This window comes from Pseudomonas aylmerensis, from assembly GCF_001702265.1.
GTDB classification, from domain to species: Bacteria; Pseudomonadota; Gammaproteobacteria; order Pseudomonadales; family Pseudomonadaceae; genus Aquipseudomonas; species Aquipseudomonas aylmerensis.
In genome coordinates, this window is record NZ_MAUE01000005.1 from 219,911 (window position 1) to 246,554 (window position 26,644).

General features: G+C 61.1%; 29 protein-coding genes. 18 read left to right on the forward strand and 11 right to left on the reverse strand.

Going from position 1 to position 26,644, the window contains the following annotated elements; translation table 11 throughout:
* Positions 1-67: 67 nt before the first annotated feature.
* From BBG20_RS04805 to tldD, 3 genes are read left to right on the forward strand one after another with little or no spacing between them, the layout of a single operon-like run.
* Positions 68-3,883, forward strand: a complete 3,816-nt coding sequence (locus BBG20_RS04805) for a YhdP family protein (RefSeq protein WP_065900698.1) — start codon at positions 68-70, stop codon at positions 3,881-3,883.
* 48 nt (positions 3,884-3,931) lie between these two features.
* A complete protein-coding gene (locus tag BBG20_RS04810) occupies positions 3,932-4,780 on the forward strand; it encodes a carbon-nitrogen hydrolase family protein (RefSeq protein ID WP_065900700.1) in 849 nt (282 codons plus the stop codon).
* Between the two features lie 16 nt (positions 4,781-4,796).
* Positions 4,797-6,239, forward strand: coding sequence for a metalloprotease TldD (tldD, locus tag BBG20_RS04815; RefSeq protein WP_065900701.1), 1,443 nt, complete (start codon positions 4,797-4,799; stop codon positions 6,237-6,239).
* Positions 6,240-6,284: 45 nt separating this feature from the next.
* Here tldD and yjgA read toward each other — a convergent pair whose 3' ends face one another.
* Positions 6,285-6,806 carry a ribosome biogenesis factor YjgA gene (gene yjgA, locus BBG20_RS04820; protein WP_065900703.1) on the reverse strand — a complete coding sequence of 174 codons (522 nt, stop codon included), beginning with the start codon at positions 6,804-6,806 and terminating at the stop codon, positions 6,285-6,287.
* Between the two features lie 108 nt (positions 6,807-6,914).
* Here yjgA and pmbA point away from each other — a divergent pair, with 108 nt between their 5' ends.
* The 6 genes from pmbA (at position 6,915) to BBG20_RS04850 (ending at position 12,183) form a co-directional block, all read left to right on the forward strand.
* Entirely contained in the window at positions 6,915-8,261 is a 1,347-nt protein-coding gene (gene pmbA / locus BBG20_RS04825; protein ID WP_065900704.1) for a metalloprotease PmbA, read from the forward strand.
* A gap of 145 nt (positions 8,262-8,406) precedes the next feature.
* Positions 8,407-8,802: a FagA protein gene (locus BBG20_RS04830; protein ID WP_065900706.1), complete on the forward strand. Its 396-nt coding sequence runs from the start codon at positions 8,407-8,409 to the stop codon at positions 8,800-8,802.
* Entirely contained in the window at positions 8,795-10,171 is a 1,377-nt protein-coding gene (locus BBG20_RS04835) for a class II fumarate hydratase (RefSeq protein ID WP_065900708.1), read from the forward strand. Before BBG20_RS04830 ends, BBG20_RS04835 begins: the two co-directional genes overlap by 8 nt.
* A gap of 27 nt (positions 10,172-10,198) precedes the next feature.
* Positions 10,199-10,642, forward strand: coding sequence for a hypothetical protein (locus BBG20_RS04840; protein WP_065900711.1), 444 nt, complete (start codon positions 10,199-10,201; stop codon positions 10,640-10,642).
* Between the two features lies 1 nt (position 10,643).
* Positions 10,644-11,255: a superoxide dismutase gene (locus tag BBG20_RS04845; RefSeq protein ID WP_065900714.1), complete on the forward strand. Its 612-nt coding sequence runs from the start codon at positions 10,644-10,646 to the stop codon at positions 11,253-11,255.
* 34 nt (positions 11,256-11,289) lie between these two features.
* Positions 11,290-12,183, forward strand: coding sequence for a ZIP family metal transporter (locus BBG20_RS04850; protein WP_065900716.1), 894 nt, complete (start codon positions 11,290-11,292; stop codon positions 12,181-12,183).
* Positions 12,184-12,270: 87 nt separating this feature from the next.
* On the opposite strand, the gene BBG20_RS04855 is transcribed toward BBG20_RS04850, so the two are convergent.
* The 10 genes from BBG20_RS04855 to BBG20_RS04900 form a co-directional block, all read right to left on the reverse strand.
* Positions 12,271-12,543: an HPr family phosphocarrier protein gene (locus BBG20_RS04855; protein WP_016974292.1), complete on the reverse strand. Its 273-nt coding sequence runs from the start codon at positions 12,541-12,543 to the stop codon at positions 12,271-12,273.
* A 16-nt stretch (positions 12,544-12,559) separates the two neighbouring features.
* On the reverse strand, positions 12,560-13,417 hold the full coding sequence (rapZ, locus tag BBG20_RS04860; protein ID WP_065900719.1) for an RNase adapter RapZ: 858 nt from the start codon (positions 13,415-13,417) through the stop codon (positions 12,560-12,562).
* Between the two features lie 2 nt (positions 13,418-13,419).
* Complete coding sequence (ptsN, locus tag BBG20_RS04865; protein ID WP_065900720.1) at positions 13,420-13,884, reverse strand: PTS IIA-like nitrogen regulatory protein PtsN; 465 nt, start codon at positions 13,882-13,884, stop codon at positions 13,420-13,422.
* 10 nt (positions 13,885-13,894) lie between these two features.
* The gene (gene hpf / locus BBG20_RS04870; protein ID WP_003171804.1) at positions 13,895-14,200 is read right to left on the reverse strand and encodes a ribosome hibernation-promoting factor, HPF/YfiA family; all 306 of its coding nucleotides are present in this window, start codon (positions 14,198-14,200) and stop codon (positions 13,895-13,897) included.
* A 75-nt stretch (positions 14,201-14,275) separates the two neighbouring features.
* Positions 14,276-15,769 (reverse strand): RNA polymerase factor sigma-54, encoded by a 1,494-nt coding sequence (locus tag BBG20_RS04875; protein WP_065900722.1) that lies wholly within the window; start codon positions 15,767-15,769, stop codon positions 14,276-14,278.
* Between the two features lie 198 nt (positions 15,770-15,967).
* The gene (gene lptB / locus BBG20_RS04880; protein ID WP_016974288.1) at positions 15,968-16,693 is read right to left on the reverse strand and encodes an LPS export ABC transporter ATP-binding protein; all 726 of its coding nucleotides are present in this window, start codon (positions 16,691-16,693) and stop codon (positions 15,968-15,970) included.
* Positions 16,693-17,268, reverse strand: a complete 576-nt coding sequence (gene lptA, locus BBG20_RS04885) for a lipopolysaccharide transport periplasmic protein LptA (RefSeq protein ID WP_065900724.1) — start codon at positions 17,266-17,268, stop codon at positions 16,693-16,695. Before lptA ends, lptB begins: the two co-directional genes overlap by 1 nt.
* Positions 17,255-17,827 carry an LPS export ABC transporter periplasmic protein LptC gene (gene lptC, locus BBG20_RS04890; protein ID WP_065900725.1) on the reverse strand — a complete coding sequence of 191 codons (573 nt, stop codon included), beginning with the start codon at positions 17,825-17,827 and terminating at the stop codon, positions 17,255-17,257. The genes lptA and lptC overlap by 14 nt, the downstream gene beginning before the upstream one ends.
* Positions 17,828-17,835: 8 nt before the next feature.
* The gene (locus BBG20_RS04895; RefSeq protein ID WP_034118123.1) at positions 17,836-18,360 is read right to left on the reverse strand and encodes a KdsC family phosphatase; all 525 of its coding nucleotides are present in this window, start codon (positions 18,358-18,360) and stop codon (positions 17,836-17,838) included.
* The gene (locus tag BBG20_RS04900) at positions 18,361-19,335 is read right to left on the reverse strand and encodes a KpsF/GutQ family sugar-phosphate isomerase (protein ID WP_065900727.1); all 975 of its coding nucleotides are present in this window, start codon (positions 19,333-19,335) and stop codon (positions 18,361-18,363) included.
* A gap of 311 nt (positions 19,336-19,646) precedes the next feature.
* Here BBG20_RS04900 and BBG20_RS04905 point away from each other — a divergent pair, with 311 nt between their 5' ends.
* The 9 genes from BBG20_RS04905 (at position 19,647) to hisD (ending at position 26,644) form a co-directional block, all read left to right on the forward strand.
* Positions 19,647-20,456, forward strand: a complete 810-nt coding sequence (locus BBG20_RS04905; RefSeq protein WP_065900728.1) for an ATP-binding cassette domain-containing protein — start codon at positions 19,647-19,649, stop codon at positions 20,454-20,456.
* Positions 20,456-21,253: a lipid asymmetry maintenance ABC transporter permease subunit MlaE gene (gene mlaE / locus BBG20_RS04910; RefSeq protein WP_060754952.1), complete on the forward strand. Its 798-nt coding sequence runs from the start codon at positions 20,456-20,458 to the stop codon at positions 21,251-21,253. The genes BBG20_RS04905 and mlaE overlap by 1 nt, the downstream gene beginning before the upstream one ends.
* Positions 21,253-21,720, forward strand: a complete 468-nt coding sequence (gene mlaD, locus BBG20_RS04915) for an outer membrane lipid asymmetry maintenance protein MlaD (protein WP_003171814.1) — start codon at positions 21,253-21,255, stop codon at positions 21,718-21,720. The genes mlaE and mlaD overlap by 1 nt, the downstream gene beginning before the upstream one ends.
* Before the next feature lie 11 nt (positions 21,721-21,731).
* Complete coding sequence (locus BBG20_RS04920) at positions 21,732-22,379, forward strand: MlaC/ttg2D family ABC transporter substrate-binding protein (protein ID WP_065900730.1); 648 nt, start codon at positions 21,732-21,734, stop codon at positions 22,377-22,379.
* Positions 22,376-22,681 carry an STAS domain-containing protein gene (locus tag BBG20_RS04925; protein ID WP_065900732.1) on the forward strand — a complete coding sequence of 102 codons (306 nt, stop codon included), beginning with the start codon at positions 22,376-22,378 and terminating at the stop codon, positions 22,679-22,681. Before BBG20_RS04920 ends, BBG20_RS04925 begins: the two co-directional genes overlap by 4 nt.
* Positions 22,682-22,795: 114 nt before the next feature.
* Positions 22,796-23,035: a BolA family protein gene (locus BBG20_RS04930; RefSeq protein ID WP_017845972.1), complete on the forward strand. Its 240-nt coding sequence runs from the start codon at positions 22,796-22,798 to the stop codon at positions 23,033-23,035.
* Positions 23,036-23,058: 23 nt separating this feature from the next.
* Positions 23,059-24,324 carry a UDP-N-acetylglucosamine 1-carboxyvinyltransferase gene (murA, locus tag BBG20_RS04935; protein WP_065900737.1) on the forward strand — a complete coding sequence of 422 codons (1,266 nt, stop codon included), beginning with the start codon at positions 23,059-23,061 and terminating at the stop codon, positions 24,322-24,324.
* Positions 24,325-24,554: 230 nt separating this feature from the next.
* A complete protein-coding gene (hisG, locus tag BBG20_RS04940) occupies positions 24,555-25,190 on the forward strand; it encodes an ATP phosphoribosyltransferase (RefSeq protein WP_003188599.1) in 636 nt (211 codons plus the stop codon).
* A 128-nt stretch (positions 25,191-25,318) separates the two neighbouring features.
* Complete coding sequence (gene hisD, locus BBG20_RS04945) at positions 25,319-26,644, forward strand: histidinol dehydrogenase (RefSeq protein WP_065900740.1); 1,326 nt, start codon at positions 25,319-25,321, stop codon at positions 26,642-26,644.

The window sequence follows — 26,644 nt, forward strand, 5'->3', positions numbered from 1 at the left end:
GTTTTCTTTTTACGAGACCTGCAGACCTTGATCTGCTGTCCGTCTACTGCCTTGAGGGTCGCCTGACATGGAGCGTCTGATACGCTTTTTTGCCGCTTTGACCCGTTGGGGCCTGGGCCTGTGCGCTTTGCTGCTGGTGTTGGCGGCGGTGTACGTGAGCCTGGGTCGTGAATTGACCCCGTTGGTGGCTGAATACCGCGCAGAAATTGAAGCCAAGGCCCAGGCTGCGGTGGACATGCCGCTGCAGATCGGCAGCCTCGAAGGGCGTTGGAGCGGTTTTGCGCCGGTGCTGCTGGCCCATGACGTGATGGTCGGCGAGGGCAGCAGTGCCTTGCGCCTGGACCAGGTCGAAGTGGTGCCGGACCTCTGGGCCAGCCTGATGGCGCGCGAAGTGCGTATTGCCCATCTGGAAGTCAGTGGCCTGCAATTGAGCGTCAAGGAAGACAAGGACGGCCATTGGGCCTTGCAAGGCTTGCCGGTGCAGGATGACCAGCCGTTGGACCCGGAGCAGGTGCTCACGCGCATGCAAAGGGTTAAGCGCGTGTCTTTGCTCGACAGCCAGGTCACGTTGCAGCCGTACGGCCAGGCACCGCTGACCCTGACGTACGTAGGCCTGAGCCTGCACACGGGTGCCACACGCCAGCGCCTGGATGCCCGCCTGACACTGCCCGACGGCCAGCCGCTGGCCCTGAGCCTGCGCAGTCGCATTCGCGCGAGCCAGTGGAAAGACGGTGCCGTCGATGCCTACCTGAGCCTGCCACAAAGCGACTGGACCAAGTGGATTCCGGCCCGGCTGACCCAGCAGTGGAAGCTCACGCAATTCAAGGCCGGCGGCGAATTCTGGTTGAGCTGGGGCCAGCGCACCGTGCAGAGCGCGGTGGTGCGCCTTAACTCGCCACAGGTGAAGGGCAGCTACGCCGACCGCAAGCCCGTGCATATCGAAAACCTCGCGCTGACAGCGTACGTGCAGCGCAGCGAGAGCGGTCTCAAGGTGTTGTTCGACTCGCTGGCCATGAACCTGGGGGACACCCGTTGGGAGTCGCGCCTGCAGCTGCAGCAAAGCCTGCCCACCGACACGGCGCAGGAGGTCTGGAAGCTGCAGGCTGACCGCCTGGACCTCACGCCGATCACCCCACTGTTGAATGCCCTGGCGCCGCTGCCCGAAGGCTTCGCCAAGACTATCGAACACCTCAAGGCCACCGGCTTGCTGCGTAATGTGCTGGTGGATTTCCGTCCCCAGGACAGCACCGACCAGAAGGTCAGCTTCGCCGCCAATCTCGAACGTGTGGGTTTTGATGCGTACTTCGGCGCTCCGGCTGCGCGCAACGTGTCCGGCAGCATCAGCGGTGACTTGGGCCATGGCGAGCTGCGCATGGACAGCAAGGACTTTTCCCTGCACCTCGACCCGATTTTCGCCAAGCCCTGGCAATACCTCCAGGCCAATGCACGCCTGACCTGGAAACTCGACAAGCAGGGTTTCACCCTGATCGCCCCGTATATCAAGGTGCTGGGTGAGGAGGGCAAGATCGCGGCGGATTTCCTGATTCGCCTGTATTTCGACCATACCCAGGAAGACTACATGGACCTGCGGGTCGGCATGGTCGACGGCGATGGGCGTTTCACCCCCAAGTATTTGCCCGCGGTGCTGAGCCCGGCCCTGGACGAATGGCTGCGCACGGCGATTCTCAAGGGCGCGGTCGACCAGGGTTTCTTCCAGTACCAGGGTTCGCTGAACCACGACGCATTGCCGGCTTCACGCAACATCAGCCTGTTCTTCAAGGTGCACGACGCCGAGCTGGCGTTCCAGCCTGGCTGGCCGCATGTGAGCAAGGTCAAGGGCGAAGTGTTCGTCGAAGAGAGCGGGGTGCGCATTCTGGCCAGCAAGGGCCAACTGCTCGACACCAAGGTCAAGGACGTCTACGTCAATATTCCGCACGCGCCTGAGGGCAAGGACAGCCACCTGTTGCTCACCGGCGAATTTGCCGGCGGGCTTGGCGATGGCCTGAAGATCCTGCAGGAAGCTCCGATCGGTACGGCATCGACCTTTGCCGGCTGGAAAGGCGAGGGCGACCTGAAAGGCAAGCTCGACCTGGATATTCCATTGGCCAAGGGCACCGAGCCCAAGATCGTGGTGGATTTCCAGACCGACAAGGCGCGCCTGCAATTGGCTGAGCCGACCCTGGACCTGACCCAGCTCAAGGGCGATTTCCGTTTTGACAGTGCCAAGGGCCTGAGCGGCCAGAACATCACGGCGCAGGCGTTCGACCGGCCGATCACCGCGCAGATTTTCGCCGATGGCAAGCCGGGTAGTATCAGCACCCGTGTGACGGCCAAGGGGCAGGTCACGGTCAAGCGGCTGACCGATTGGCTGAAAATCAGCCAGCCATTGCCGGTATCCGGGGATATCCCGTACCAGCTGCAGGTCAACCTGGACGGCGCCGACAGCCAGTTGATGGTCAGTTCCAACCTCAAGGGCGTGGCGGTGGACCTGCCGGCCCCGTTCGGCATGCCGGCCAGCCAGGGCCGCGACAGCACGTTCCGCATGACCTTGCAGGGTGCCGAGCGGCGCTACTGGTTTGACTATGGCGAGTTGGCGAACTTTACCTTTGCCGCGCCGCCGGAAAAATTCAATGACGGGCGCGGCGAGTTGTTCCTCGGCGATGGCGATGCGGTGCTGCCCGCAGGCAAGGGCCTGCGGATTCGCGGTGTGCTCTCCGAGCTGGATATCGACCCGTGGAAAAAACTGGTCGACCGCTATGCGGGCAAGGACCCGGGCGGCAGCGCCAAGCAATTGCTCAGCGGCGCAGACTTCAAGGTGGGCAAACTGACCGGCTTTGGCACCCAGTTTGATCAGGTCAGCCTGCAACTGGACCGCAAGCCTGCCGCCTGGGGCCTGCAGCTCGACAGCCAGCAAGCCAAAGGCACGGTGAACCTGCCGGACGCCAAGGGCGCACCGATTGCGGTCAACCTGCAATACGTGAAACTGCCGGCGGTGGACCCGACGGTGCAGGCCGACGAGAACGCCCCGGACCCATTGGCCGACGTCGACCCCAAGGACATTCCGGCCCTGGATATCGCGATTGATCAACTGTTCCAAGGGCCCGACCTTGTCGGGGCGTGGTCACTGAAAATCCGTCCGACCGCCAAGGGCCTGGCCTTCAACAACCTGGACCTGGGGCTCAAGGGCATGCAGCTCAAGGGCGCCGGTGGCTGGGAAGGTGCGCCGGGAGCCAGCGGCAGCTGGTACAAGGGCCGCCTGGATGGCAAGAACATCGGTGATGTGCTCAAGGGCTGGGGCTACGCGCCGACGGTCACCAGCAAGGACTTTCACCTGGATGTGGACGGTCGCTGGCCCGGTTCGCCGGCTTATGTCGGGCCGAAGCGTTTCTCCGGCAGCCTGGACGCGGCTTTCCGCAGCGGCCAGTTCGTTGAAGTGGAAGGCGGCGCCCAGGCGCTGCGGGTGTTTGGCCTGCTTAACTTCAACTCCATCGGCCGCCGTTTGCGCCTGGACTTCTCCGACCTGCTCGGCAAAGGCCTGAGCTATGACAGGGTCAAAGGCTTGTTGGCCGCCAGCAATGGCGTGTTCGTGACCCGTGAGCCCATCACCATGACCGGGCCGTCGACCAACCTGGAGCTCAACGGCACCCTGGACCTGGTGGCCGATCGGGTCGACGCCAAGTTGCTGGTGACCCTGCCCGTCACCAATAACCTCCCGATTGCTGCGCTGATCGTGGGGGCGCCGGCCATTGGCGGCGCGTTGTTCCTGATCGACAAGTTGATCGGCGACCGTGTGGCGCGCTTTGCCAGCGTGCAATACAAGGTGGAAGGCCCGTGGAAGGATCCAAAAATCACCTTCGACAAGCCATTTGAAAAACCAAACTGAGAGCCTGTGGAGTAGCATGGCCGCATGCCTTCTATGGAGTAGCGGCCCATGTCCTTTGCGGTAATTCAAATGGTCAGCCAGAGTGATGTGCTGGCCAATCTCGCCCAGGCCCGCCGTTTGCTGGAGCAAGCGGCGGCAGGCGGTGCGAAGCTGGCGGTACTGCCGGAAAACTTTGCCGCTATGGGCCGCCGCGACGTGGCCGCTATCGGTCGCGCCGAGGCATTGGGTGAAGGCCCGATCCTGCCATGGTTGAAACAGACCGCCCGCGACCTCACCTTATGGATAGTGGCCGGCACTGTACCGTTGCCGCCCAGGGACCATCCGGATGCCAAGGTCAATGCCTGCTCGCTGCTGATCGATGATCAGGGCGAGATCGCTGCACGCTACGACAAGTTGCACCTGTTCGATGTGGATGTGGCGGATGCCCGGGGTCGTTATCGCGAATCCGACGACTATGCTTTCGGTGGCAACGTGGTGGTGGCGGATACGCCGGTGGGCCGGTTGGGCCTGACTGTGTGCTACGACCTGCGCTTCCCGGAGTTGTACAGCGAGTTGCGTGCGGCGGGGGCTGAATTGATTACGGCGCCCTCGGCCTTCACCGCAGTGACCGGCGCCGCGCACTGGGACGTGCTGATTCGCGCACGCGCCATCGAGACCCAGTGCTACTTGCTGGCGGCAGCCCAGGGGGGCGTACATCCGGGCCCTCGGGAAACTTACGGCCACGCGGCGATCGTCGACCCGTGGGGGCGTGTGCTGACACAACAGGATCAAGGCGAAGCGGTGTTGCTGGCCGCACGCGACAGCAGTGAACAGGCGTCGATACGGGCGCGCATGCCGGTGGTCAACCATCGGCGCTTTTTCTCGCAGGGCGCGCAGCGACCTGCTTCAGAACGATGAATTTAAGGCCAAACCTATGAGCGAGTTGTTGTCCTCAGTCAGTGAACACCTCCTGGCACCCGGTGGCGTGACCATCGAAAGTCTGCAAACCGTGCTCGGCGATCTGGCCGGGCCCGGCATCGACGCCGCCGACCTGTATTTCCAGGGGCAGATTTCCGAGTCCTGGGCGCTGGAAGATGGCATCGTCAAGGAAGGCAGTTTCAACCTCGACCAAGGCGTGGGCGTACGTGCGCAGTCCGGTGAGAAAACCGGCTTCGCCTACAGCAATGCAATCACCCTGGAGGCCCTCGGATTGGCCGCGCGTGCTGCGCGTTCGATTTCCCGCGCCGGCCAGAACGGCACCGTGCAGGCGTTCAGCACCCAGGATGTGGCGCAATTGTATGCGCCGGATAACCCCCTGGAAGTGATCAGCCGCGCGGAAAAAGTCGATTTGCTCAAGCGTATCGATGCGGCCACCCGCGCCCTCGACCCGCGTATCCAGCAAGTCACCGTGAGCATGGCCGGTGTGTGGGAGCGCATCCTGGTGGCCTCCACCGACGGCGGCCTGGCGGCGGATGTGCGCCCGCTGGTGCGGTTCAATGTCAGTGTGATCGTCGAGCAGAACGGCCGTCGCGAGCGCGGCGGCCATGGCGGCGGCGGGCGTACCGACTACCGATATTTCCTCACCGATGACCGCGCCATGGGGTATGCCCGCGAGGCGCTGCGCCAGGCGCTGGTCAATCTGGAGGCGATTCCGGCACCGGCCGGCACGTTGCCGGTGGTGCTGGGATCGGGCTGGTCCGGCGTGTTGCTGCACGAAGCGGTCGGCCATGGCCTGGAAGGCGACTTCAACCGCAAGGGCAGCTCCGCCTACAGCGGGCGCATGGGCGAGATGGTCGCGTCCAAGCTGTGCACGATTGTCGATGACGGCACCCTTGCCGGTCGCCGTGGCTCGCTGAGTGTCGACGACGAAGGCACTCCGACCGAGTGCACCACCCTGATCGAAAACGGCGTGCTCAAGGGCTACATGCAAGACAAGCTCAACGCCCGCCTGATGGGCGTGGCGCGCACCGGTAACGGCCGTCGCGAGTCCTATGCGCACCTGCCAATGCCGCGCATGACCAACACGTACATGCTCGGTGGCGAAAGCGATCCGGCGGAAATCATCGCCTCGGTGAAGCGCGGTATCTACTGCGCCAACCTCGGTGGCGGCCAGGTGGATATCACCAGTGGCAAGTTCGTGTTCTCCACCAGCGAGGCGTACCTGATCGAAGACGGCAAGATTACCGCGCCGGTCAAGGGGGCAACGTTGATTGGCAACGGCCCGGAAGCCATGAGCAAGGTGTCGATGGTCGGCAACGACCTGGCGCTGGACAGCGGCGTGGGCACGTGCGGGAAAGATGGGCAGTCGGTGCCGGTGGGTGTCGGCCAGCCAACGCTGAAGATTGATGCGATCACCGTGGGTGGCACGGGGTCGTAAGCCGTGGAGCGCCGGGTGGCGAAGGTCGCCACCCGGGGAAGGGGATCAACGCAGGCCGCGTTGAGTCTCGTCCAGCTCACGGATGTACTTGAAGATTTTACGGCTGGTGGCCGGAGCCTTGTTTTGCGCCAGTTCGTGCTGGGCCTGACGAATCAGGGAGCGCAGTTGCTGGCGGTCCGCGTCCGGATAATCCACTACAAACTTCTCCAGTACTGCGTCATCGCCCGAGATCAGGCGGTCACGCCAACGTTCCAGGTTATGGAAACGTTCGTTGTACTGGCGAGTGGAGGCATCGAGTTGATCGAGCAAGGTCAGAATGGCGTCAGTGTCCTGGTCGCGCATCAGTTTGCCGATAAACGAGATGTGCCGTTTACGCGCGATATTCGCGGTGTGCTTGGGCGCATCCGCCAGGGCCCGGCGCATTTCGTCGGTCAGTGGCAGTTTTGCAATCAAGTCCGGCTTGAGCGTTGTAAGGCGCTCGCCGAGGTCAACCAGAGCATGCAGCTCACGTTTGACCTGGGATTTGCTTTTCTCCCCATCGAGGGAGTCGTCGTAAGAATCAACCATGGTGGCAGTCCGCAAAGAAACGCCGCCATGATAACCAGTCGGGGGCCGCTTGTCCGGCCCGGTCGCTCGATGGCCTTAACCGAAAGCAGAATTTGAGTGGAGAAAACCATGAGTGCAGCCCAAAGCGTCGGTCCGCAAGCGTTACCGGCACTGCAGGAACAAGTCGAGCAGATCCTTGCCGAGGCCAAGCGCCAGGGGGCCAGCGCCTGTGAAGTTGCGGTGTCGCTGGAGCAGGGGCTTTCGACGTCGGTACGCCAGCGGGAAGTCGAAACCGTCGAATTCAACCGTGACCAGGGCTTTGGCATCACCTTGTACGTGGGCCAGCGCAAGGGTTCGGCCAGCACTTCGGCGAGTGGTCCGGAGGCGATTCGCGAAACCGTGGCCGCCGCCTTGGCAATCGCCAAGCACACCTCCGAGGATGAAAGCTCGGGCCTGGCCGATAAAGCGCTGATGGCCAAGGACCTGAAGGACTTCGATCTGTTCCACGCCTGGGACATCACGCCCGAGCAAGCCATCGAGCAGGCACTGACCTGTGAGGCGGCGGCGTTCGACGCTGATGCCCGCATCAAGAACGCTGATGGCACCACGTTGAGCACCCATCAGGGCTGCCGCGTGTATGGCAACAGCCATGGTTTTATCGGCGGTTATGCATCCACTCGACACAGCTTGAGCTGCGTGATGATCGCCGAGGCCAATGGCCAGATGCAGCGTGACTACTGGTACGACGTGAACCGCCAGGGCGATTTGTTGGCGGATCCGGCCAGTATTGGCCAGCGCGCTGCACAACGTGCCGCGAGCCGCCTGGGCGCGCGCCCGGTGCCGACGTGCGAAGTGCCAGTGCTGTTTTCCGCGGAGCTGGCCGGCGGCTTGTTCGGCAGTTTCCTGGGGGCGATTTCCGGTGGCAACCTGTACCGTAAATCATCGTTCCTGGAAGGTGCGATCGGCCAGCAGCTGTTTCCGGAGTGGCTGACCATCGACGAACGTCCGCACCTGATGCGGGCCATGGGCAGTTCGGCGTTCGACGGCGATGGCCTGGCGACTTATGCCAAGCCGTTCGTCGAGAAAGGTGAATTGGTGTCCTACGTGTTGGGCACCTACTCGGGCCGCAAGCTCGGCCTGCCGAGCACTGCCAACTCCGGTGGCGTACACAACCTGTTTGTCACCCACGGCGACGAAGACCAGGCGGCGTTGTTGCGGCGCATGGGCCGTGGCCTGCTGGTGACCGAGTTGATGGGCCAGGGCCTGAACATGGTCACCGGGGATTATTCGCGCGGTGCGGCGGGGTTCTGGGTCGAAAACGGCGAGATTCAATTTGCCGTCCAGGAAGTCACCATTGCCGGCAATATGCGCGACATGTTCAAGCAGATCGTTGCGGTCGGCAATGATCTGGAACTGCGCAGCAACATTCGCACGGGTTCGGTATTGATCGAACGGATGACCGTCGCCGGCAGCTGACCGTAGCGAGGTTCAACCAAAGCGCGTTATCCCACGGATAGCGCGCTTTTTTTATGCCTGCCTGACAGGTGGATTACTCCGCCGCCATTGCGTTGATTCTCAATATCATTTAATAATAAATATCATTACCGAATGAGTGTGGATCATGAGTTCTGTCCTGCATGAGGATCCGTACCTGGAGAGCTGGCGCTGGATGAGTCGTCAGATTCGCTGTGGCCTGGATCCGAATGAACCTCGCCTGATCGAACATTACCTCAACGAAGGACGATACCTGGCGTGTTGCACGGCCACCCATCCGTGGACGATCGCTGAAACGTCATTCCGGCTGCTGATCGACACCGCCAGCGATATCGCCTTGCCCTGGCACTGGCGATCCCTTTGCCTGGACCAGGCCTGGCGCCCGCTGCGAGACCTGGAAAAGCTCTCCCGCTGTGCCTGCCGCCTCAAGCGCTGGCAGACCTTTGCCTGGCAATTGGCGACCTGCGAATTGCTGCCGTCTATTTCTCACTCCGACCTGGTGCAAGGATCTAACGATGAGTAACACCCGTATCGAACGCGACAGCATGGGCGAACTGCAGGTACCGGCCGAGGCCTTGTACGGTGCGCAAACCCAGCGCGCGGTGAACAACTTTCCGATCAGCCATCAGCGCATGCCGGCGCAGTTCATCCGTGCCCTCATCCTGGCCAAGACCGCGGCCGCCAAGGTCAACGTCGACCTCAAGCAAATCAGCGAAGGGCAGGGCAAGGCCATCGTCGATGCCGCCCAGGGCTTGCTCGAAGGCGATTTCATGCAGCACTTCCCGGTGGACATCTTCCAGACCGGTTCCGGCACCAGCTCCAACATGAACGCCAACGAAGTGATCGCGACCCTCGCCAGCCGTTTGCTCGGCGAAGCGGTCAATCCCAATGATCACGTCAACTGCGGGCAAAGCAGCAACGACATCATCCCGACCACGATCCACGTCAGCGCCGCGCTGGTGCTGCACGAGCAAACGCTGCCGGCACTGCTGCACCTGGTACAGGTGATCGAGCAGAAGGCCGAAGAAGTCCATCCGTTCATCAAGACCGGCCGTACTCACCTGATGGACGCCATGCCCGTGCGCATGAGCCAGGTGCTCAACGGTTGGGCGCAGCAGCTCAAGGCCAATATCGGTCATTTGCAGGACCTGCTGCCGAGCCTGCAAGCCCTGGCCCAGGGCGGTACGGCGGTGGGCACCGGGATCAATGCGCACCCGGAATTTGCTGCACGCTTCAGCCAGCAACTGAGCAGCCTGACCGGCGTGAAGTTCATCCCGGGCAAGAACCTGTTCGCGTTGATTGGCTCCCAGGACACCGCCGTCGCCGTCTCGGGCCAGTTGAAAGCCGTTGCCGTCTCGCTGATGAAAATCGCCAATGACCTGCGCTGGATGAACTCCGGCCCGCTCGCCGGCCTCGGAGAAATCGAACTGGAGGGCCTGCAGCCTGGCTCGTCGATCATGCCCGGCAAGGTCAATCCGGTGATCCCGGAAGCGACTGCGATGGTCGCCGCGCAGGTGATCGGCAACGACAGTGTGATCACCATCGCCGGCCAGTCGGGCAATTTCGAGCTGAACGTGATGTTGCCGATCATCGCGCAGAACCTGCTCGGCAGCCTGGAACTGCTGGCCAATTCCAGTCGCCTGTTGGCGGACAAGGCCATCGCCAGCTTCAAGGTCAACGAGGCCAAGCTCAAGGAAGCGCTCTCGCGCAACCCGATCCTGGTCACCGCACTCAACCCGATCATTGGTTACCAAAAGGCCGCTGAAATCGCCAAGAAGGCCTATCAGCAAGGCCGCCCGGTGATTGATGTCGCCCTCGAGCACACCGACTTGCCGCGCAGCCAACTGGAGGTCCTGCTGGACCCGGAAAAGCTCACGGCCGGCGGCGTGTAATCACCGACACTGCTTTGGAGGCTCACCATGGAGCATTGGAAACGCACGATCGAACGGGCCAATCGCTGCTTTATGCAGGGCGAGCTGGTAGACGCTCGCGAGGCCTATCTACAGGCCCTGGCCCTGGCTCAGGTGTTGTTCGAGCGCTGGGCGGATGCCGACGAAGCGGTGGCGGCTTGCGTCATTTCCCATCACAACCTGGCGGACCTGCACCTGCGCCTGAACCAGCCGGAGGAGAGCGCCGAATACCTTTGCGCCATCCACCAGCGCCTCTTGCAGACCATGCAGGACCCGCGCCTGAGCCCGCAATTGCGTGAAGCGGCCCTGCGCCAGAGCAGCAAGACCTACGTCGAGCTGTTGAATTTCATCAGCGACCACGGCGAGTACCCGCGTACTCATCGGCTGCTTGGCAGCACGGCGGCGCCCTCGGATGCGTCGACCCGCAACAGTCCTTATTACGGAGCACATTGAAATGTCCTACACCTTGCCTGCCTTGCCTTACGCCTACGATGCCCTGGAACCGCATATCGATGCGCAAACCATGGAGATTCACTACACCAAGCACCACCAGACCTACATCAATAACCTCAATGCTGCGGTCGAGGGCACTGAGTTCGCCGGCTGGCCGGTAGAGAAACTGGTCTCCAGCGTGCAACAACTGCCGGAAAAACTGCGTGCGGCGGTCATCAACCAAGGCGGTGGCCACGCCAACCACTCGTTGTTCTGGGCGGTGATGTCGCCCAAGGGCGGCGGCAAGCCAGAAGGCGCGCTGGGCAAGGCCATCGACGAGCAACTGGGCGGTTTCGACAGCTTCAAGGAGGCGTTCACCAAAGCCGCGTTGACGCGTTTCGGCAGTGGCTGGGCCTGGCTGAGCGTGACACCGCAAAAGACCCTGGTGGTGGAAAGCAGTGGTAACCAGGACAGCCCGCTGATGAACGGCAATACGCCGATCCTGGGCCTGGACGTCTGGGAACACGCTTACTACCTGCTGTACCAGAACCGTCGCCCGGAATACATCAATGCCTTCTACAGTGTTATTAACTGGCCGGAAGTTGCCGCGCGCTATCAGGCCGCCTTGGCCTGATCTTCACCCTTCATAACCCGATCTAAGGCCGACTATGGGCACGCAAACACTGGCGATCAGCAGCGGACGAATGTTTCGTTATGCGTTTGGCTCGCTGCTGCTATTGGCAGGTACTGCATTGTTGGTGGCCCATGGGCTGGCCTGGCTGGACCTGGAGCCGCGTATCTTGCGCGCCCTGCAGGGCGGGTCAATCTGTGCACTCGGCACGGCACTCGGCGCGGTGCCGGTGTTGGTGATTCGGCGCATGCCGGTGGCGTTGAGCGATACATTGCTGGGCTTTGGCGCCGGGGTAATGCTGGCGGCGACGGCGTTTTCGCTGATCGTGCCGGGCATTGCCGCGGCTGAAGGCCTCGGGCTCTCGCCCTGGGGCGCCAGTGGCTTGATCAGCTTCGGCATCATGCTGGGTGCATTCGGGTTGTATCTGGTTGACCGCAAGGTCTCCGGCGCAAGCCCGGAAATGTTGGTGGGCACGCCGGACAACCCGGTGATCCCGCCGCGCATCTGGCTGTTCGTGTTTGCCATTATTGCCCACAACATTCCGGAAGGCATGGCGGTGGGCGTTTCCGCCGGCGGCGGCATGCCGGACGCCGATAGCTTGGCCATGGGTATTGCCTTGCAGGACGTGCCCGAAGGGCTGGTGATTGCGTTGGTATTGGCCGGGGCCGGGATGTCGCGGGTCAAGGCCTTCCTGATCGGAGCCGCGTCAGGCTTGGTGGAGCCGGTATTTGCAGTGCTTTGCGCATGGCTGGTGAGCCTGGCCGAGGTGCTGTTGCCGTTGGGCCTGGCCCTGGCTGCTGGGGCGATGCTGTTGGTGGTGACCCACGAAGTGATCCCGGAGTCGCGGCGCAATGGTCATGAGAAGCTCGCCAGCCTGGGATTGTGCATCGGGTTCTGCTTGATGATGGTGATGGATACAGCCCTGGGGTAAACCGCTCCCGGTTAGGCGTCGGCTCGCCGGCGATCGGTCGCTGTCTTGAAGGACGCTATCGCCGGCAAGCCGGGCTCCTACGGAAGGTTATTCGCCTTCGTCGAAGAAGTTATTGATCAATGCCACCAGTGCGGCCATTGCTTCGTCTTCCTGCTCACCTTCGGTCTTCAGATGAATCTTGGTGCCCTTGCCGGCAGCCAGCATCATCATGGCCATGATGCTTTTGCCGTCGACCATGGATTCCGGGGTGCGCCCGGCGCGGATCTGACAGGGAAACTGCCCGGCAACACCGACGAATTTGGCCGAGGCGCGGGCGTGCAGGCCCAGCTTGTTGATGATTTCAATTTCCAGAGCGGGCATCGCGGGGGTGTTCCTTTCAGCTAAGGTCGCGGTGGCGAACCTGGACGTTCTTGAGGGTTTGTTGCAGCACCTGGCCCAGGCGCTCGGTCAGGTAGACGGAACGGTGGTGGCCGCCGGTGCAGCCGATGGCGATGGTGACATAGGCGCGGTTGCTCGCGGCAAAGCGCGGCAGCCATTTGAGCAGGTAGCTGGAGATGTCCTGGAACATCTCCTCCACATCCGGCTGCGCTGCCAGGTAATCGGCCACCGGCTGATCCAGCCCGGACTGATCACGCAGTTCCGGTTTCCAATAGGGGTTGGGCAGGCAACGCACATCGAACACCAGGTCGGCGTCCACCGGCATGCCCCGCTTGAAGCCAAAAGACTCCACGAGAAATGCTGTGCCAGGCTCCGGCTGATTCAGCAGGCGCAGCTTGATGGCATCGCGCAGCTGGTACAGGTTGAGGCTGGTGGTGTTGATCTTGAGGTCGGCGAGGTCGATGATCGGCCCCAGCAACTTGGTCTCATCTTCGATGGCTTCAGCCAGCGAGCGATGAGGGCTGCTGAGCGGGTGGCGTCGGCGGGTTTCGGAGAAGCGCTTGAGCAGCGTCTCTTCGTCGGCGTCCAGGTACAGCACATCGCAATGAATGTGTTTGGCGCGCACTTCCTCGAGCAATTGCGGAAAGCGCTCAAGGTGGCTGGGCAGGTTGCGGGCGTCAATCGAAACAGCGACCAGGGGTTGCGCCAGTTCGGTGTGGATCAACGCACGTTCCGCCAATTCCGGCAGCAGGCCGGCGGGCAGGTTGTCGATGCAATAGAAACCGTTGTCCTCAAGAACATTGAGGGCGGTGCTTTTACCCGAGCCGGAGCGGCCGCTGACGATGATCAAACGCATGATTACTGCCCGTTTTGTTCATCCAGGACAACCTGATAGAGCGCCTCACTGGTGGCAGCGCTGCGCAGTTTGTCGCGTACTTCCTTGCGGTCGAGCATGCTGGCGATCTGCCGAAGCAGCTCCAGGTGCGCATCGGTGGCAGCCTGTGGGACCAGCAGTACAAACAGCAGGTCGACCGGGGCGCCGTCGATGGCGTCGAAATCTATAGGTTTTTCCATGTGCAGCAAGGCGCTGACAGGTGTTTCACAGCCTTGCAGGCGGCAGTGTGGAATGGCGATGCCGTTACCAAAACCGGTCGAACCCAGTTTTTCACGGGCGATCAGCGACTCATAGACAACTTGCTCATCCAATTCAGGCACTTGGCCATGGATCAGTTTGGCAATTTCTTCGAGGGCTTTCTTTTTGCTGCCGCCCGGCACGTTCACAAGGGAACGGCCGGGGGTCAGGATGGTTTCAAGTCGGATCATGGGGGGAGAGTTAACGACCTGTACCTTGCATCAGGTGCAGATTCTTTTCCTTATGCTTTATGAGTTGGCGGTCCAGCTTGTCGTAGAGCGAGTCGATCGCCGCGTACATGTCCTCATGTTCCGCATTGGCGACGAGCTTGGCATTCGGTACGTGCAGGGTGGCCTCGATTTTCTGCTTGAGCTTATCGACCTCCATGATGACCTGCACGTTGGTGATCTTGTCAAAATGCCCCGCAAGTTTGTTCAACTTGCTCTCGGTGTACTCACGCAGGGGCTTGGTGACTTCCAGCTGGTGTCCACTGATGTTGACTTGCATACAGCTTCTCCTTCGTTGCCAGTGCATAAAGCGGCAGGCCGGGGTGCCTGCCACTGGAACGCTTTGGCCCGCCCGTCACATCAAACGCTTTCGCTCGCTGGAAGGCGCGATCCCAAGGGATTCGCGGTACTTGGCGACGGTTCGACGGGCGACCTGAATGCCTTGTGCCTCCAGTAAACCAGCGATCTTGCTGTCACTCAACGGCTTTTTCTGATTTTCCGCGGCAACCAGTTTTTTGATGATCGCGCGAATCGCCGTGGACGAGCATTCGCCGCCTTCAGAGGTGCTGACATGGCTGGAGAAAAAGTATTTCAGCTCATATATACCGCGTGGGGTATGCATGAATTTTTGCGTGGTCACCCGCGAGATCGTCGATTCATGCATGCCCACCGCCTCGGCGATGTCGTGCAGGACCAGCGGTTTCATTGCTTCGTCGCCATATTCCAGGAAGCCGCGCTGATGCTCGACGATCTGGGTGGCGACTTTCATCAGGGTTTCGTTGCGGCTTTGCAGGCTCTTGATGAACCAGCGCGCTTCCTGCAATTGGTTGCGCATGAAGGTGTTGTCGGCGCTGGTGTCGGCGCGGCGCACAAAACCGGCATATTGCGGGTTGACCCGCAGGCGTGGCACGGATTCCTGGTTCAGCTCCACCAGCCAGCGCTCGTTGTCCTTGCGCACGATCACGTCAGGCACCACGTATTCGGCTTCGCTGGACTCGATCTGCGAGCCCGGACGCGGGTTGAGGCTCTGCACCAGTTCAATGACCTGGCGCAGGTCGTCTTCCTTGAGCTTCATGCGGCGCATCAGCTGGCTGTAGTCGCGGCTGCCGAGCAAGTCGATATAGTCGGTCACCAGGCGCTGGGCCTCGACCAGCCAAGGGGTCTTGGCTGGCAGTTGGCGCAGTTGCAGCAACAGGCATTCACTGAGGGTGCGCGCGCCAATGCCGGCAGGCTCGAACTGCTGGATGCGGTGCAGGACGGCTTCAATCTCGTCCAGCTCGATATCCAGCTCCGGATCGAAGGCTTCGAGGATCTCTTCGAGCGTTTCGTCCAGATAACCCTGGTTATTGATGCAGTCGATCAGGGTCACGGCGATCAGGCGATCGGTGTCCGACATCGGCGCCAGGTTCAGTTGCCACAGCAGATGGCTCTGCAGGCTCTCGCCGGCTGAGGTGCGCGTGGTGAAGTCCCATTCGTCATCATCGTTGCTGGGCAGGCTGCTGGCGCTGGTCTGGTAGACGTCTTCCCAGGCGGTGTCCACGGGAAGTTCGTTGGGGATGCGTTCGTTCCAGTCGCCTTCCTCAAGGTTATCCACCGTTGGGGCGGTTTCCTGATAGGAGGGTTCCTGCACGTCGGAATTGGGTTTTTGCTCGATGTTGTCGGCCAGCGGGTCTGCATTATCGAAGTCGTCGCCTTCTTCCTGGCGTTCGAGCATCGGATTGGACTCCAGGGCCTCCTGGATTTCCTGTTGCAGGTCCAGGGTCGACAATTGGAGCAGGCGGATGGCCTGTTGCAGCTGCGGTGTCATCGTCAGCTGCTGGCCCATTCTCAGGACTAGCGATGGTTTCATGGCAGGGGCTTAACACCTTATTCGCCGGCGCAATGCGCCATCCACGACAGGGCGCGTGAGCGCCAAACATAAGCAAATTATATGCCTGATATCGGGGGCTTTGCCTAGAGCGCGGTAACAATAAAAATCCGGAGGTTTTCATTGACTCCCGCGCACCTTGGCGAACGGCCTGCCACCGCCTTTTTCAAACAGGCAGGCTTACAGGCGGAACTCGTGACCCAGGTACACTTCCTTGACCAGTTCGTTGGCCAGGATAGTGGCGGAGTCGCCTTCGGCGATCAGCTGGCCATCGTTGACGATATACGCGGTTTCGCAGATATCGAGGGTCTCACGGACGTTGTGGTCAGTGATCAACACGCCAATGCCCTTGGCCTTGAGGTGGTGGATGATCTGCTTGATATCACCCACCGAGATCGGGTCGACACCGGCAAACGGTTCGTCCAGCAGGATGAACTTGGGTGCAGTGGCCAGCGCCCGGGCGATTTCCACGCGGCGACGCTCACCACCGGACAGGCTCATGCCGAGGTTGTCGCGGATGTGGTTGATATGGAATTCCTGCAGCAGGCTTTCCAGCTCCTTGCGACGGCCGTCACGGTCGAGTTCTTTGCGGGTCTCGAGGATCGCCATGATGTTGTCGGAAACCGACAGCTTGCGGAAGATCGACGCTTCTTGCGGAAGATAGCCGATGCCCGCGCGGGCGCGGCCGTGCATCGGCTGGTGGCTGACGTCGAGGTCGTCGATCAGGACGCGACCCTGGTCCGCCTGGACCAGGCCGACGATCATGTAGAAGCAGGTGGTCTTGCCGGCGCCGTTGGGGCCGAGCAAGCCGACGATCTGGCCGCTGTCGATCGACAGGCTGACGTCGCGCACGACCTGGCGGCTTTTATAAGCCTTGGCCAGATGCTGGGCTTTCAGGGTTGCCATTAGTTCGCCTTCTTCGCATCGGGTTTAGGCGCAGGCTGGGCAGCGCCGTCTTTCTTCTTCGGCTGGATAACCATGTCGATGCGTGGACGCGGTGCGCTGAGCTTGCTGCCCGTGGCGCGGCCGGCGTTGGCGACCTGCTTCACGGTGTCATAGGTGATTTTTTCACCTTCCGTGGAGTTGCCGTCGGGGCTGAGCACCTTGGCCTGGTCGATCAGTACAATGCGATTCTGCTGGGCGTGATACTGGATGGTCTTGCCATAGCCTTTCATCGGGCCGGTATCGGTCGCGGACTGCTTCTGTTCGAAGTAAGCCAGGTTGCCCACTGACGTCACCACGTCGATGTCGCCGGATTGGGTGCGAGTCAGCGTCACCGTGTTGCCGGTGATCTTCATCGAGCCTTGGATGATGATCACGCCGCCGGTGTAGGTGGCGACGCCTTGCTTGTCATCCAGCTGCGCATCGTCGGCCGAGATGTGGATCGGTTGCTGGCTATCGTTCGGCAGAGCCCAGGCGCTCACGCTTCCCAGTGCTGCGCCCAGACCGAGCAAAATAGGGAGAGTTTTAACGAGCCTCATACTGTCCTCTTACGTTCGATAGCAGGTGTATCCTGCTTTCTTTCAAATACGCTTTCATTCCCTTGCCAGTCGATACACCGCCAGCGCCGTCGATTCTAACGTCTTGCTCGGTCTGCGCATATTGCTTCTGCGGGAATACGGTCATGCGACTGCTGGTAATCACGGTGTCGCGGTTTTTCGCATCGGTGCGTGCAACACGTACCGAGTCGATCAGTTCTACCTGGGTGCCGTCCGGGTTGACCTCGCCACGCTTGCTGGTGACGTGCCATGGAAACTCGGTGCCACGGTAGATGTTCATGTCCGGGTTGGTCAGCAGGGTCACTTCGGTGGCCTTCAAATGCTCGACCTTGTCCGACGTCATCTCGTACTGCACCTTGCCATCGGGCAGGAACTGCACGCTCTTGGCATTGATGGCGTAGTAGTCGATAGCCCCTTCGTCGACCTGCGCAGCAGGCTGGTCGAGAAAGCGCTCCGGGCTGATATTCCAGTAGCCCACCGCCAGGAACAGCGCGGCGATGACCCCGAATAGCAGGAAGTTGCGAATCTTTTTACTCAGCATAAAACGCTCTATAAGTAGGCGGCGTGGGCCGCTTCAAGGCTGCCCTGGGCACGCAGGATCAGCTCGCAGAACTCGCGGGCGGCACCTTCGCCACCACGCGCGGTGGTGATGCCATGGGCGTGCTCGCGGACAAAGGCCGCCGCATTGGCGACGGCCATGCCCAGGCCTACTCGGCGAATGACCGGCAGGTCAGGCAGGTCATCGCCCAAGTAGGCGACCTGCTCATAGCTTAGGTTGAGTTGGCCAAGAAGCTCGTCCAGGACCACCAGTTTATCCTCGCGGCCCTGATACAGGTGAGGAATCCCCAGGTTTTGTGCGCGGCGTTCCACAACGGGAGTCTTTCTGCCGCTGATAATCGCGGTTTGCACGCCCGCTGCCATCAGCATCTTGATGCCTTGGCCGTCGAGGGTGTTGAACGTCTTGAATTCGCTGCCGTCTTCGAGGAAGTACAGGCGGCCATCGGTCAGCACGCCGTCAACGTCGAAAATCGCCAGCTTGATGTTTTTGCCGCGTTGCAACAGGTCGCTGGTCATTTACATCACTCCTGCACGCAGCAAGTCGTGCATGTTCAGGGCGCCGATCGGGCGGTCGTCGGCATTGACCACCACCAGTGCGCCAATCTTGTGGTCTTCCATGATCTTCAGGGCTTCGGCGGCCAGCATGTCAGGGCGCGCGGTCTTGCCATGGGGCGTCATCACGGCATCGATGGTCGCTGTATGGATGTCGATAGTGCGGTCCAGGGTGCGGCGCAGGTCGCCGTCGGTGAAGACCCCGGCCAGGCGCCCGTCGGCTTCCAGGATGACCGTCATGCCCAGGCCCTTGCGGGTCATTTCCATCAGCGCGTCTTTGAGCAGAGTGCCGCGCGGGACGTGGGGCAATTCATCGCCCGAATGCATGACGTTTTCCACTTTGAGCAGCAGGCGCCGGCCCAGGGCGCCGCCTGGGTGGGAAAATGCGAAGTCTTCCGCGGTAAAACCGCGTGCTTCCAGCAATGCCACGGCGAGCGCATCGCCCATCACCAGGGCAGCGGTGGTGGAGGAGGTCGGCGCCAGGTTCAGCGGGCAGGCTTCATGGGCCACGTGAACATTGAGGTTCACTTCGGCGGCCTTGGCCAGCGTCGACTCCGGGTTGCCGGTGATGCTGATCATCTGGATGCCGAGGCGCTTGATCAGCGGCAGCAGGGTCACGATTTCGTTGGTGGTGCCGGAGTTGGACAGTGCCAGGATGATGTCATCCTTGGTGATCATGCCCATGTCGCCGTGGCTGGCTTCGGCCGGGTGCACGAAAAATGCGGTGGTCCCGGTGCTGGCCAGGGTCGCGGCGATCTTGTTGCCGACGTGACCCGATTTGCCCATGCCGACCACGACAACGCGGCCCTTGCTGGCCAGAATCATCTCGCAAGCGCGTACGAAATCCGCGTCGATATGCGCCAGCAAGCCTTCCACGGCTTCAAGCTCTAGGCGGATGGTGCGTTGTGCGGATTGAATAAGGTCGCTGGATTGGCTCATGTCTGAAATCGTATAGCCTGACGAAAAGTCGGCGATTATAACGGTAATGATCGATTCCCTCACGCAAGTTCGTCAGGCTTTATTCACCTGATGCCTGAGATTCCTTCTTCAGTAACACAGCCGGCAACGTTTTTTCGCTGTCCCCAATCTGAACAAGCGCAGTTCCGGCCTTGGGCGCGTTGTACCAGCAGTGATATAGTTCGCCGCCAGTTCGGTCCGCCCAGCCCATGTGGCTATCAATTGCGCAATCGTTGCAAACGTTTGTCGCAAGCGTGGTGTCTGAGTGAGAGGCTGCATCCCAAGGAGTTTAGATGAGTGCCGATAACGCCTACGCGGTCGAGCTGAAGGGACTGACCTTCAAGCGCGGGACGCGCAGCATCTTTGAGAACGTCGATATTCGCATTCCCCGCGGCAAGGTCACGGGCATCATGGGGCCTTCCGGTTGCGGCAAGACCACCCTGTTGCGCCTGATGGGCATGCAATTGCGTCCCAGCGCCGGCGAAGTGTGGGTCAACGGCCAGAATCTGCCGACGCTGTCGCGCAGCGATCTGTTCGATGCGCGCAAGCACATGGGTGTGCTGTTCCAGAGCGGCGCGCTGTTCACCGACCTCGATGTGTTCGAGAACGTGGCCTTTCCGCTGCGGGTGCATACGCAGCTGTCTGACGAAATGATTCGTGACATCGTGTTGCTGAAACTGCAGGCCGTCGGCCTTCGCGGTGCCATCGACCTGATGCCCGACGAACTGTCCGGCGGCATGAAGCGCCGGGTCGCCCTGGCGCGCGCGATTGCCCTCGATCCGCAGATCCTCATGTACGACGAGCCCTTCGTCGGCCAGGACCCGATTGCCATGGGGGTGCTGGTACGCCTGATTCGCCTGCTCAACGACGCCCTCGGCATCACTAGCATCGTGGTGTCCCACGACCTTGCAGAAACCGCGAGCATTGCCGATTACCTCTATGTAGTTGGCGATGGCCAGGTACTGGGCCAGGGCACGCCAGAAGAACTGATGAACGCAGACAATCCGCGCATTCGCCAATTCATGACCGGCGACCCCGATGGCCCGGTGCCTTTTCACTTTCCGGCAGCGGATTACCGCTCAGATCTTCTGGGGAAGCGCTGATGCGCAAGACATCTCTTATCGAAAAGGTCCGCCTTTTCGGTCGCTCCGGCATCGACATTGTCGAAGTCCTGGGCCGCTCGACGATTTTCCTGTTCCACGCCTTGCTCGGCCGCGGCGGCATCGGTGGCGGCTTTGGCCTGCTGGTCAAGCAACTGCATGCCGTGGGCGTCATGTCCCTGGTGATAATCGTGGTCTCCGGTGTGTTCATCGGCATGGTGCTGGCGCTGCAGGGCTTCAATATCCTCTCCAGCTACGGTTCGGAGCAGGCGGTAGGGCAGATGGTTGCCCTGACGTTGCTGCGTGAACTCGGGCCGGTGGTTACCGCGCTGCTGTTCGCGGGGCGTGCGGGTTCGGCGCTGACGGCTGAAATCGGCAACATGAAGTCCACCGAGCAGTTGTCCAGCCTGGAAATGATCGGCGTGGACCCGCTCAAGTACATTGTTGCCCCGCGCCTGTGGGCCGGCTTCATTTCCCTGCCATTGCTGGCGATGATCTTCAGCGTGGTGGGTATCTGGGGCGGTTCGTGGGTGGCGGTGGACTGGCTGGGCGTCTATGACGGTTCCTACTGGGCCAACATGCAGAACAGCGTGACCTTCAGCGGCGACGTGCTCAACGGCATCATAAAAAGCATCGTCTTCGCCTTTGTAGTGACCTGGATCGCCGTATTCCAAGGCTACGACTGTGAGCCCACTTCAGAAGGGATCAGTCGCGCCACCACCAAGACCGTTGTGTACGCCTCGCTGGCGGTACTGGGCCTTGACTTCATTTTGACCGCCTTGATGTTTGGAGATTTCTGATGCAAAACCGCACTGTGGAAATCGGTGTCGGCCTTTTCTTGCTGGCTGGCATCCTGGCTTTATTGTTGCTGGCCCTGCGAGTCAGTGGTCTTTCGGCGAGCCCCACCGCCGACACTTATAAACTTTACGCGTACTTCGACAATATCGCCGGTTTGACTGTCAGAGCTAAAGTGACCATGGCCGGTGTCACCATCGGCAAGGTCACGGCAATCGATCTGGATCGCGACAGCTTCACCGGTCGAGTGACGATGCAACTGGACAAGAAGGTAGATAATCTGCCGACCGACTCCACTGCATCTATCCTCACTGCGGGTCTGCTGGGCGAGAAGTACATCGGTGTCAGCGTGGGCGGGGAAACAGCCTTGCTCAAGGATGGCTCGACAATCCACGACACACAGTCGTCGTTGGTACTTGAAGACCTGATCGGTAAATTCCTGCTCAATACGGTCAATAAAGACGCCAAATGAGGAATCTGTACATGATCTCTACCTTGCGACGTGGCCTCCTGGTACTGCTGGCGGCGCTGCCGTTGATGGCTAACGCAGCGGGTTCTGCGCACGATCTGGTGCAGGACACGACCAACAAGATGCTGGCCGACCTGACTGCCCATAAAGAGCAGTACAAGCAGGATCCCAGCAAGTTCTACGACGCGCTCAACACCATCGTCGGCCCGGTTGTCGACGCCGAAGGTATTTCGCGCAGCATCATGACCGTCAAGTATTCGCGCAAGGCGACGCCTGCGCAGATGCAGACGTTCCAGGAAAACTTCAAGAAAGGCCTGTTCCAGTTCTACGGCAATGCACTGCTTGAGTACAACAACCAGGGCATCACCGTTGATCCAGCCAAGGATGAGTCGGGCGATCGCACCAGCGTTGGCATGACCGTCAAGGGCAACAACGGCGCGGTCTATCCTGTGCAGTACACCCTGGAGAAGGTCAACGGCGAGTGGAAACTGCGCAACGTGATCATCAACGGTATCAACATCGGCAAGCTGTTCCGTGACCAGTTCGCTGACGCGATGCAGCGCAATGGCAACGACCTGGACAAAACCATCAATGGTTGGGCCGGTGAAGTCGCCAAGGCCAAGGAAGAGACCGACAAAGCTGCCGGGAAGCCCGCGCAATGACCGAGTCGGCTGTTCGTCTCGGCGACGCTGGCGAGCTGTTCATCAGCGGCGTGCTGGATTACCGCACCGGGCCTGACCTGCGCAAGCAGGGCCAGGCGCTGATCAAGACCAGCGCCGCGCCTGCACTGGTGCTGGATTGTTCGGCGGTGACCAAGTCCAGCAGTGTCGGTTTGTCGTTGCTGCTGTGCTTCATGCGCGATGCCGAGGCGGCCAAAAAGCCGGTCAGCATCCGTGCATTGCCCGAAGACATGCGTGAAATTGCCGAAGTTTCCGGTTTGACCGAACTGTTGGCGCATCCTTAATACACATTATTAAAGAAGCCCCCCGTCAGAGTCCTGCTATGCGGGGTTCGCAGGCGCGGGGCTTTTTTGTATGATGTGCGACCCGTGCGCACTGGGCGCCGATAGAGGTTGAGCATGCAGGCCCTAGAAGTTAAAAGCTTCCTTGAAGGAAAGCTGCCGGAAACGAACGTAGAAGTTGAAGGCGAAGGCTGCAACTTCCAGCTGAACGTGATTAGCGATGAACTGGCGGCATTGAGCCCGGTCAAGCGTCAACAGCAGGTCTATGCCCATTTGAACCCGTGGATCACCGATGGCAGCATCCACGCGGTCACTATGAAATTTTTCAGCCGCGCGGCCTGGGCCGAGCGCACCTGAGCCCCCAAGGCGTCGAGATTCTTATGGATAAATTGATTATTACCGGCGGTGCCCGCCTTGATGGCGAGATCCGCATCTCCGGTGCGAAAAACTCCGCCTTGCCGATCCTGGCAGCGACCCTGCTGTGCGATGGCCCGGTGACCGTGGCCAACCTGCCGCACCTGCATGACATCACCACCATGATCGAGCTGTTCGGTCGCATGGGCATTGAGCCGGTGATCGACGAGAAACTGGCCGTCGAAATCGACCCGCGCACCATCAAGACCCTGATCGCTCCGTACGAACTGGTGAAAACCATGCGTGCGTCGATCCTGGTGCTGGGCCCGATGGTTGCCCGTTTCGGCGAAGCTGAAGTAGCCCTGCCTGGCGGTTGCGCGATTGGCTCGCGTCCGGTTGACCTGCACATCCGTGGTCTCGAGGCCATGGGTGCAACCATCGACGTCGAAGGCGGCTACATCAAGGCCAAGGCGCCGGAAGGCGGCTTGCGCGGTGCCAATTTCTTCTTCGATACCGTCAGCGTGACCGGTACCGAGAACATCATGATGGCGGCTGCCCTGGCCAACGGTCGCAGCGTCCTGCAAAACGCCGCGCGCGAGCCGGAAGTGGTCGACCTGGCCAACTTCCTGATCGCCATGGGTGCCAACATCACCGGCGCCGGCACCGACACCATCACCATCGAAGGCGTCAAACGCCTGCATTCGGCCACCTACAAGGTGATGCCGGACCGCATCGAGACCGGTACCTACCTGGTTGCCGCTGCCGTCACCGGTGGTCGCGTCAAGGTCAAGGACACTGATCCGACCATCCTTGAAGCCGTGCTGGAAAAACTCAAGGAAGCCGGTGCTGAAATCACCACCGGTGCCGACTGGATCGAGCTGAACATGCATGGCAAGCGGCCAAAAGCCGTGAACGTGCGTACCGCTCCGTACCCGGCGTTCCCGACCGACATGCAGGCGCAGTTCATCTCCCTGAACGCGATTGCCGAAGGTACCGGTGCCGTGATCGAGACCATCTTCGAAAACCGCTTCATGCACGTGTACGAACTGCACCGCATGGGCGCGAAGATCCAGGTCGAAGGCAACACCGCTATCGTTACCGGCACCGAGAAGCTCAAGGGCGCGCCAGTGATGGCGACCGACCTGCGCGCTTCGGCCAGCCTGGTGATCTCGGCGCTGATCGCCGAAGGTGACACGTTGATCGACCGCATCTACCACATCGACCGTGGTTACGAGTGCATCGAAGAAAAACTGCAGATGCTCGGCGCGAAAATCCGCCGCGTACCGGGCTAGTCCCGGCACTGCAAACACCTTCACTGTGGAGAGGGAGCTTGCTCCCGCTGGACTGCGCGGCAGTCCCATTTCCAGGGCCGCTGCGCCCCGGCGCGCGCAAGCGTCCTCGCCACGGGAAGGTGTTTGTTGTTAAATGGTTTGTTTCAAATCGAGGCTGTAATGGCCTCGATCTGTGTCTGGCGCCGTTTGTGACCGGACCGCAATAGCCTGATGAAGGACTGACGTTTCCCATGTTGACCATCGCACTGTCCAAGGGCCGCATCCTTGACGACACTTTGCCGCTTCTGGCTGAAGCGGGCATCGTGCCGACCGAGAATCCGGACAAGAGCCGCAAGCTGATCATCCCCACGACCCAGGACGACGTGCGCCTGTTGATCGTTCGGGCTACCGACGTGCCGACCTACGTTGAACATGGCGCGGCCGACCTGGGTGTCGCCGGCAAAGACGTGCTGATGGAATACGGTGGCCAGGGCCTGTACGAGCCGCTGGACCTGCGCATTGCGCTGTGCAAACTGATGACGGCCGGCCGTGTCGGTGACGTCGAGCCCAAGGGTCGCCTGCGAGTGGCCACCAAGTTCGTCAACGTCGCCAAGCGTTACTACGCCGAGCAAGGCCGCCAGGTCGATATCATCAAGCTCTACGGCTCGATGGAGCTGGCGCCGCTGATTGGCCTCGCCGACAAGATCATCGACGTGGTCGACACCGGCAACACCCTGCGCGCCAACGGTTTGGAGCCGCAGGATTTCATTGCCGACATCAGCTCTCGCCTGATCGTCAACAAAGCCTCCATGAAAATGCAGCACGCCCGTATCCAGGCGTTGATCGACACCCTGCGCAAGGCAGTGGAGTCTCGACACCGCGGTTGACTCACCCGCGTAGCCGGAAGGCTGCGCCCGTCTATCCGCCTCATAGCCAGAATTCTCAGGTGCCCAAGCGGAAACGACTGCTAGTTTAGGGCGCCTGAGTTTTTGCCAATTCTATTGAGGCCCTCGCTATGACCACGTCCACTGCAATTGCCCGACTCAACGCTGCCGACCCGGATTTCGCCCATCATCTGGATCATCTGCTGAGCTGGGAAAGCGTGTCCGACGATTCGGTCAACCAGCGGGTGCTCGACATCATCAAGGCCGTGCGCGAGCGCGGTGACGCGGCGTTGGTGGACTTCACCCGCCAGTTCGACGGCTTGGACGTGAAGTCCATGGCCGACCTGATCCTGCCGCGCGAACGCCTCGAGCTGGCCCTGACGCGCATCACTGCGCCGCAGCGCGAAGCCCTGGAAGTGGCCGCAGCGCGGGTGCGCAGCTACCACGAAAAACAGAAGCAGGATTCCTGGAGCTACACCGAAGCCGACGGTACCGTGCTGGGCCAGAAGGTCACGCCACTGGACCGTGCCGGCCTGTACGTGCCGGGCGGCAAGGCGTCGTACCCGTCGTCGGTGCTGATGAACGCGATCCCGGCCAAAGTGGCGGGCGTGACCGAAGTGGTCATGGTGGTACCGACCCCGCGCGGCGAAATCAACGAGCTGGTGCTGGCTGCGGCCTGCATCGCCGGGGTCGACCGCGTCTTCACCATCGGCGGCGCACAGGCTGTTGCCGCGCTGGCCTACGGCACCGAGAGCGTGCCGAAAGTCGACAAAGTGGTCGGTCCGGGCAACATCTACGTCGCCACTGCCAAGCGCCACGTGTTTGGCCAGGTCGGTATCGACATGATTGCTGGCCCGTCGGAAATCCTCGTGGTGTGTGATGGCCAGACCGATCCGGACTGGATTGCCATGGACCTGTTCTCCCAGGCCGAGCACGACGAAGACGCCCAGGCGATCCTGGTCAGCCCCGACGCCGAATTCCTCGACAAGGTGGCCGCCAGCATCAATAAATTGCTGCCGACCATGGAGCGCGCCGAGATCATCGAGAAGTCGATCAATGGTCGTGGCGCGCTGATCCTGGTGCGTGACATGGAACAGGCTATCGAAGTCGCCAACCGCATTGCGCCGGAGCACCTGGAGCTGTCGGTTGCCGACCCACAAACCTGGCTGCCATCGATTCGTCATGCCGGTGCGATCTTCATGGGCCGCCACACCAGCGAAGCCCTGGGCGACTACTGCGCGGGCCCCAACCACGTGTTGCCGACCTCGGGCACCGCGCGTTTCTCGTCGCCGCTTGGGGTGTATGACTTCCAGAAGCGTTCGTCGATCATCTTCTGCTCGCCACAAGGCGCTTCCGAGCTGGGCAAGACCGCGTCGGTGCTGGCCCGTGGTGAATCCCTCAGCGCGCATGCTCGCAGCGCCGAATATCGCATCCTTGAAGACAAGCAGGGGAACTGA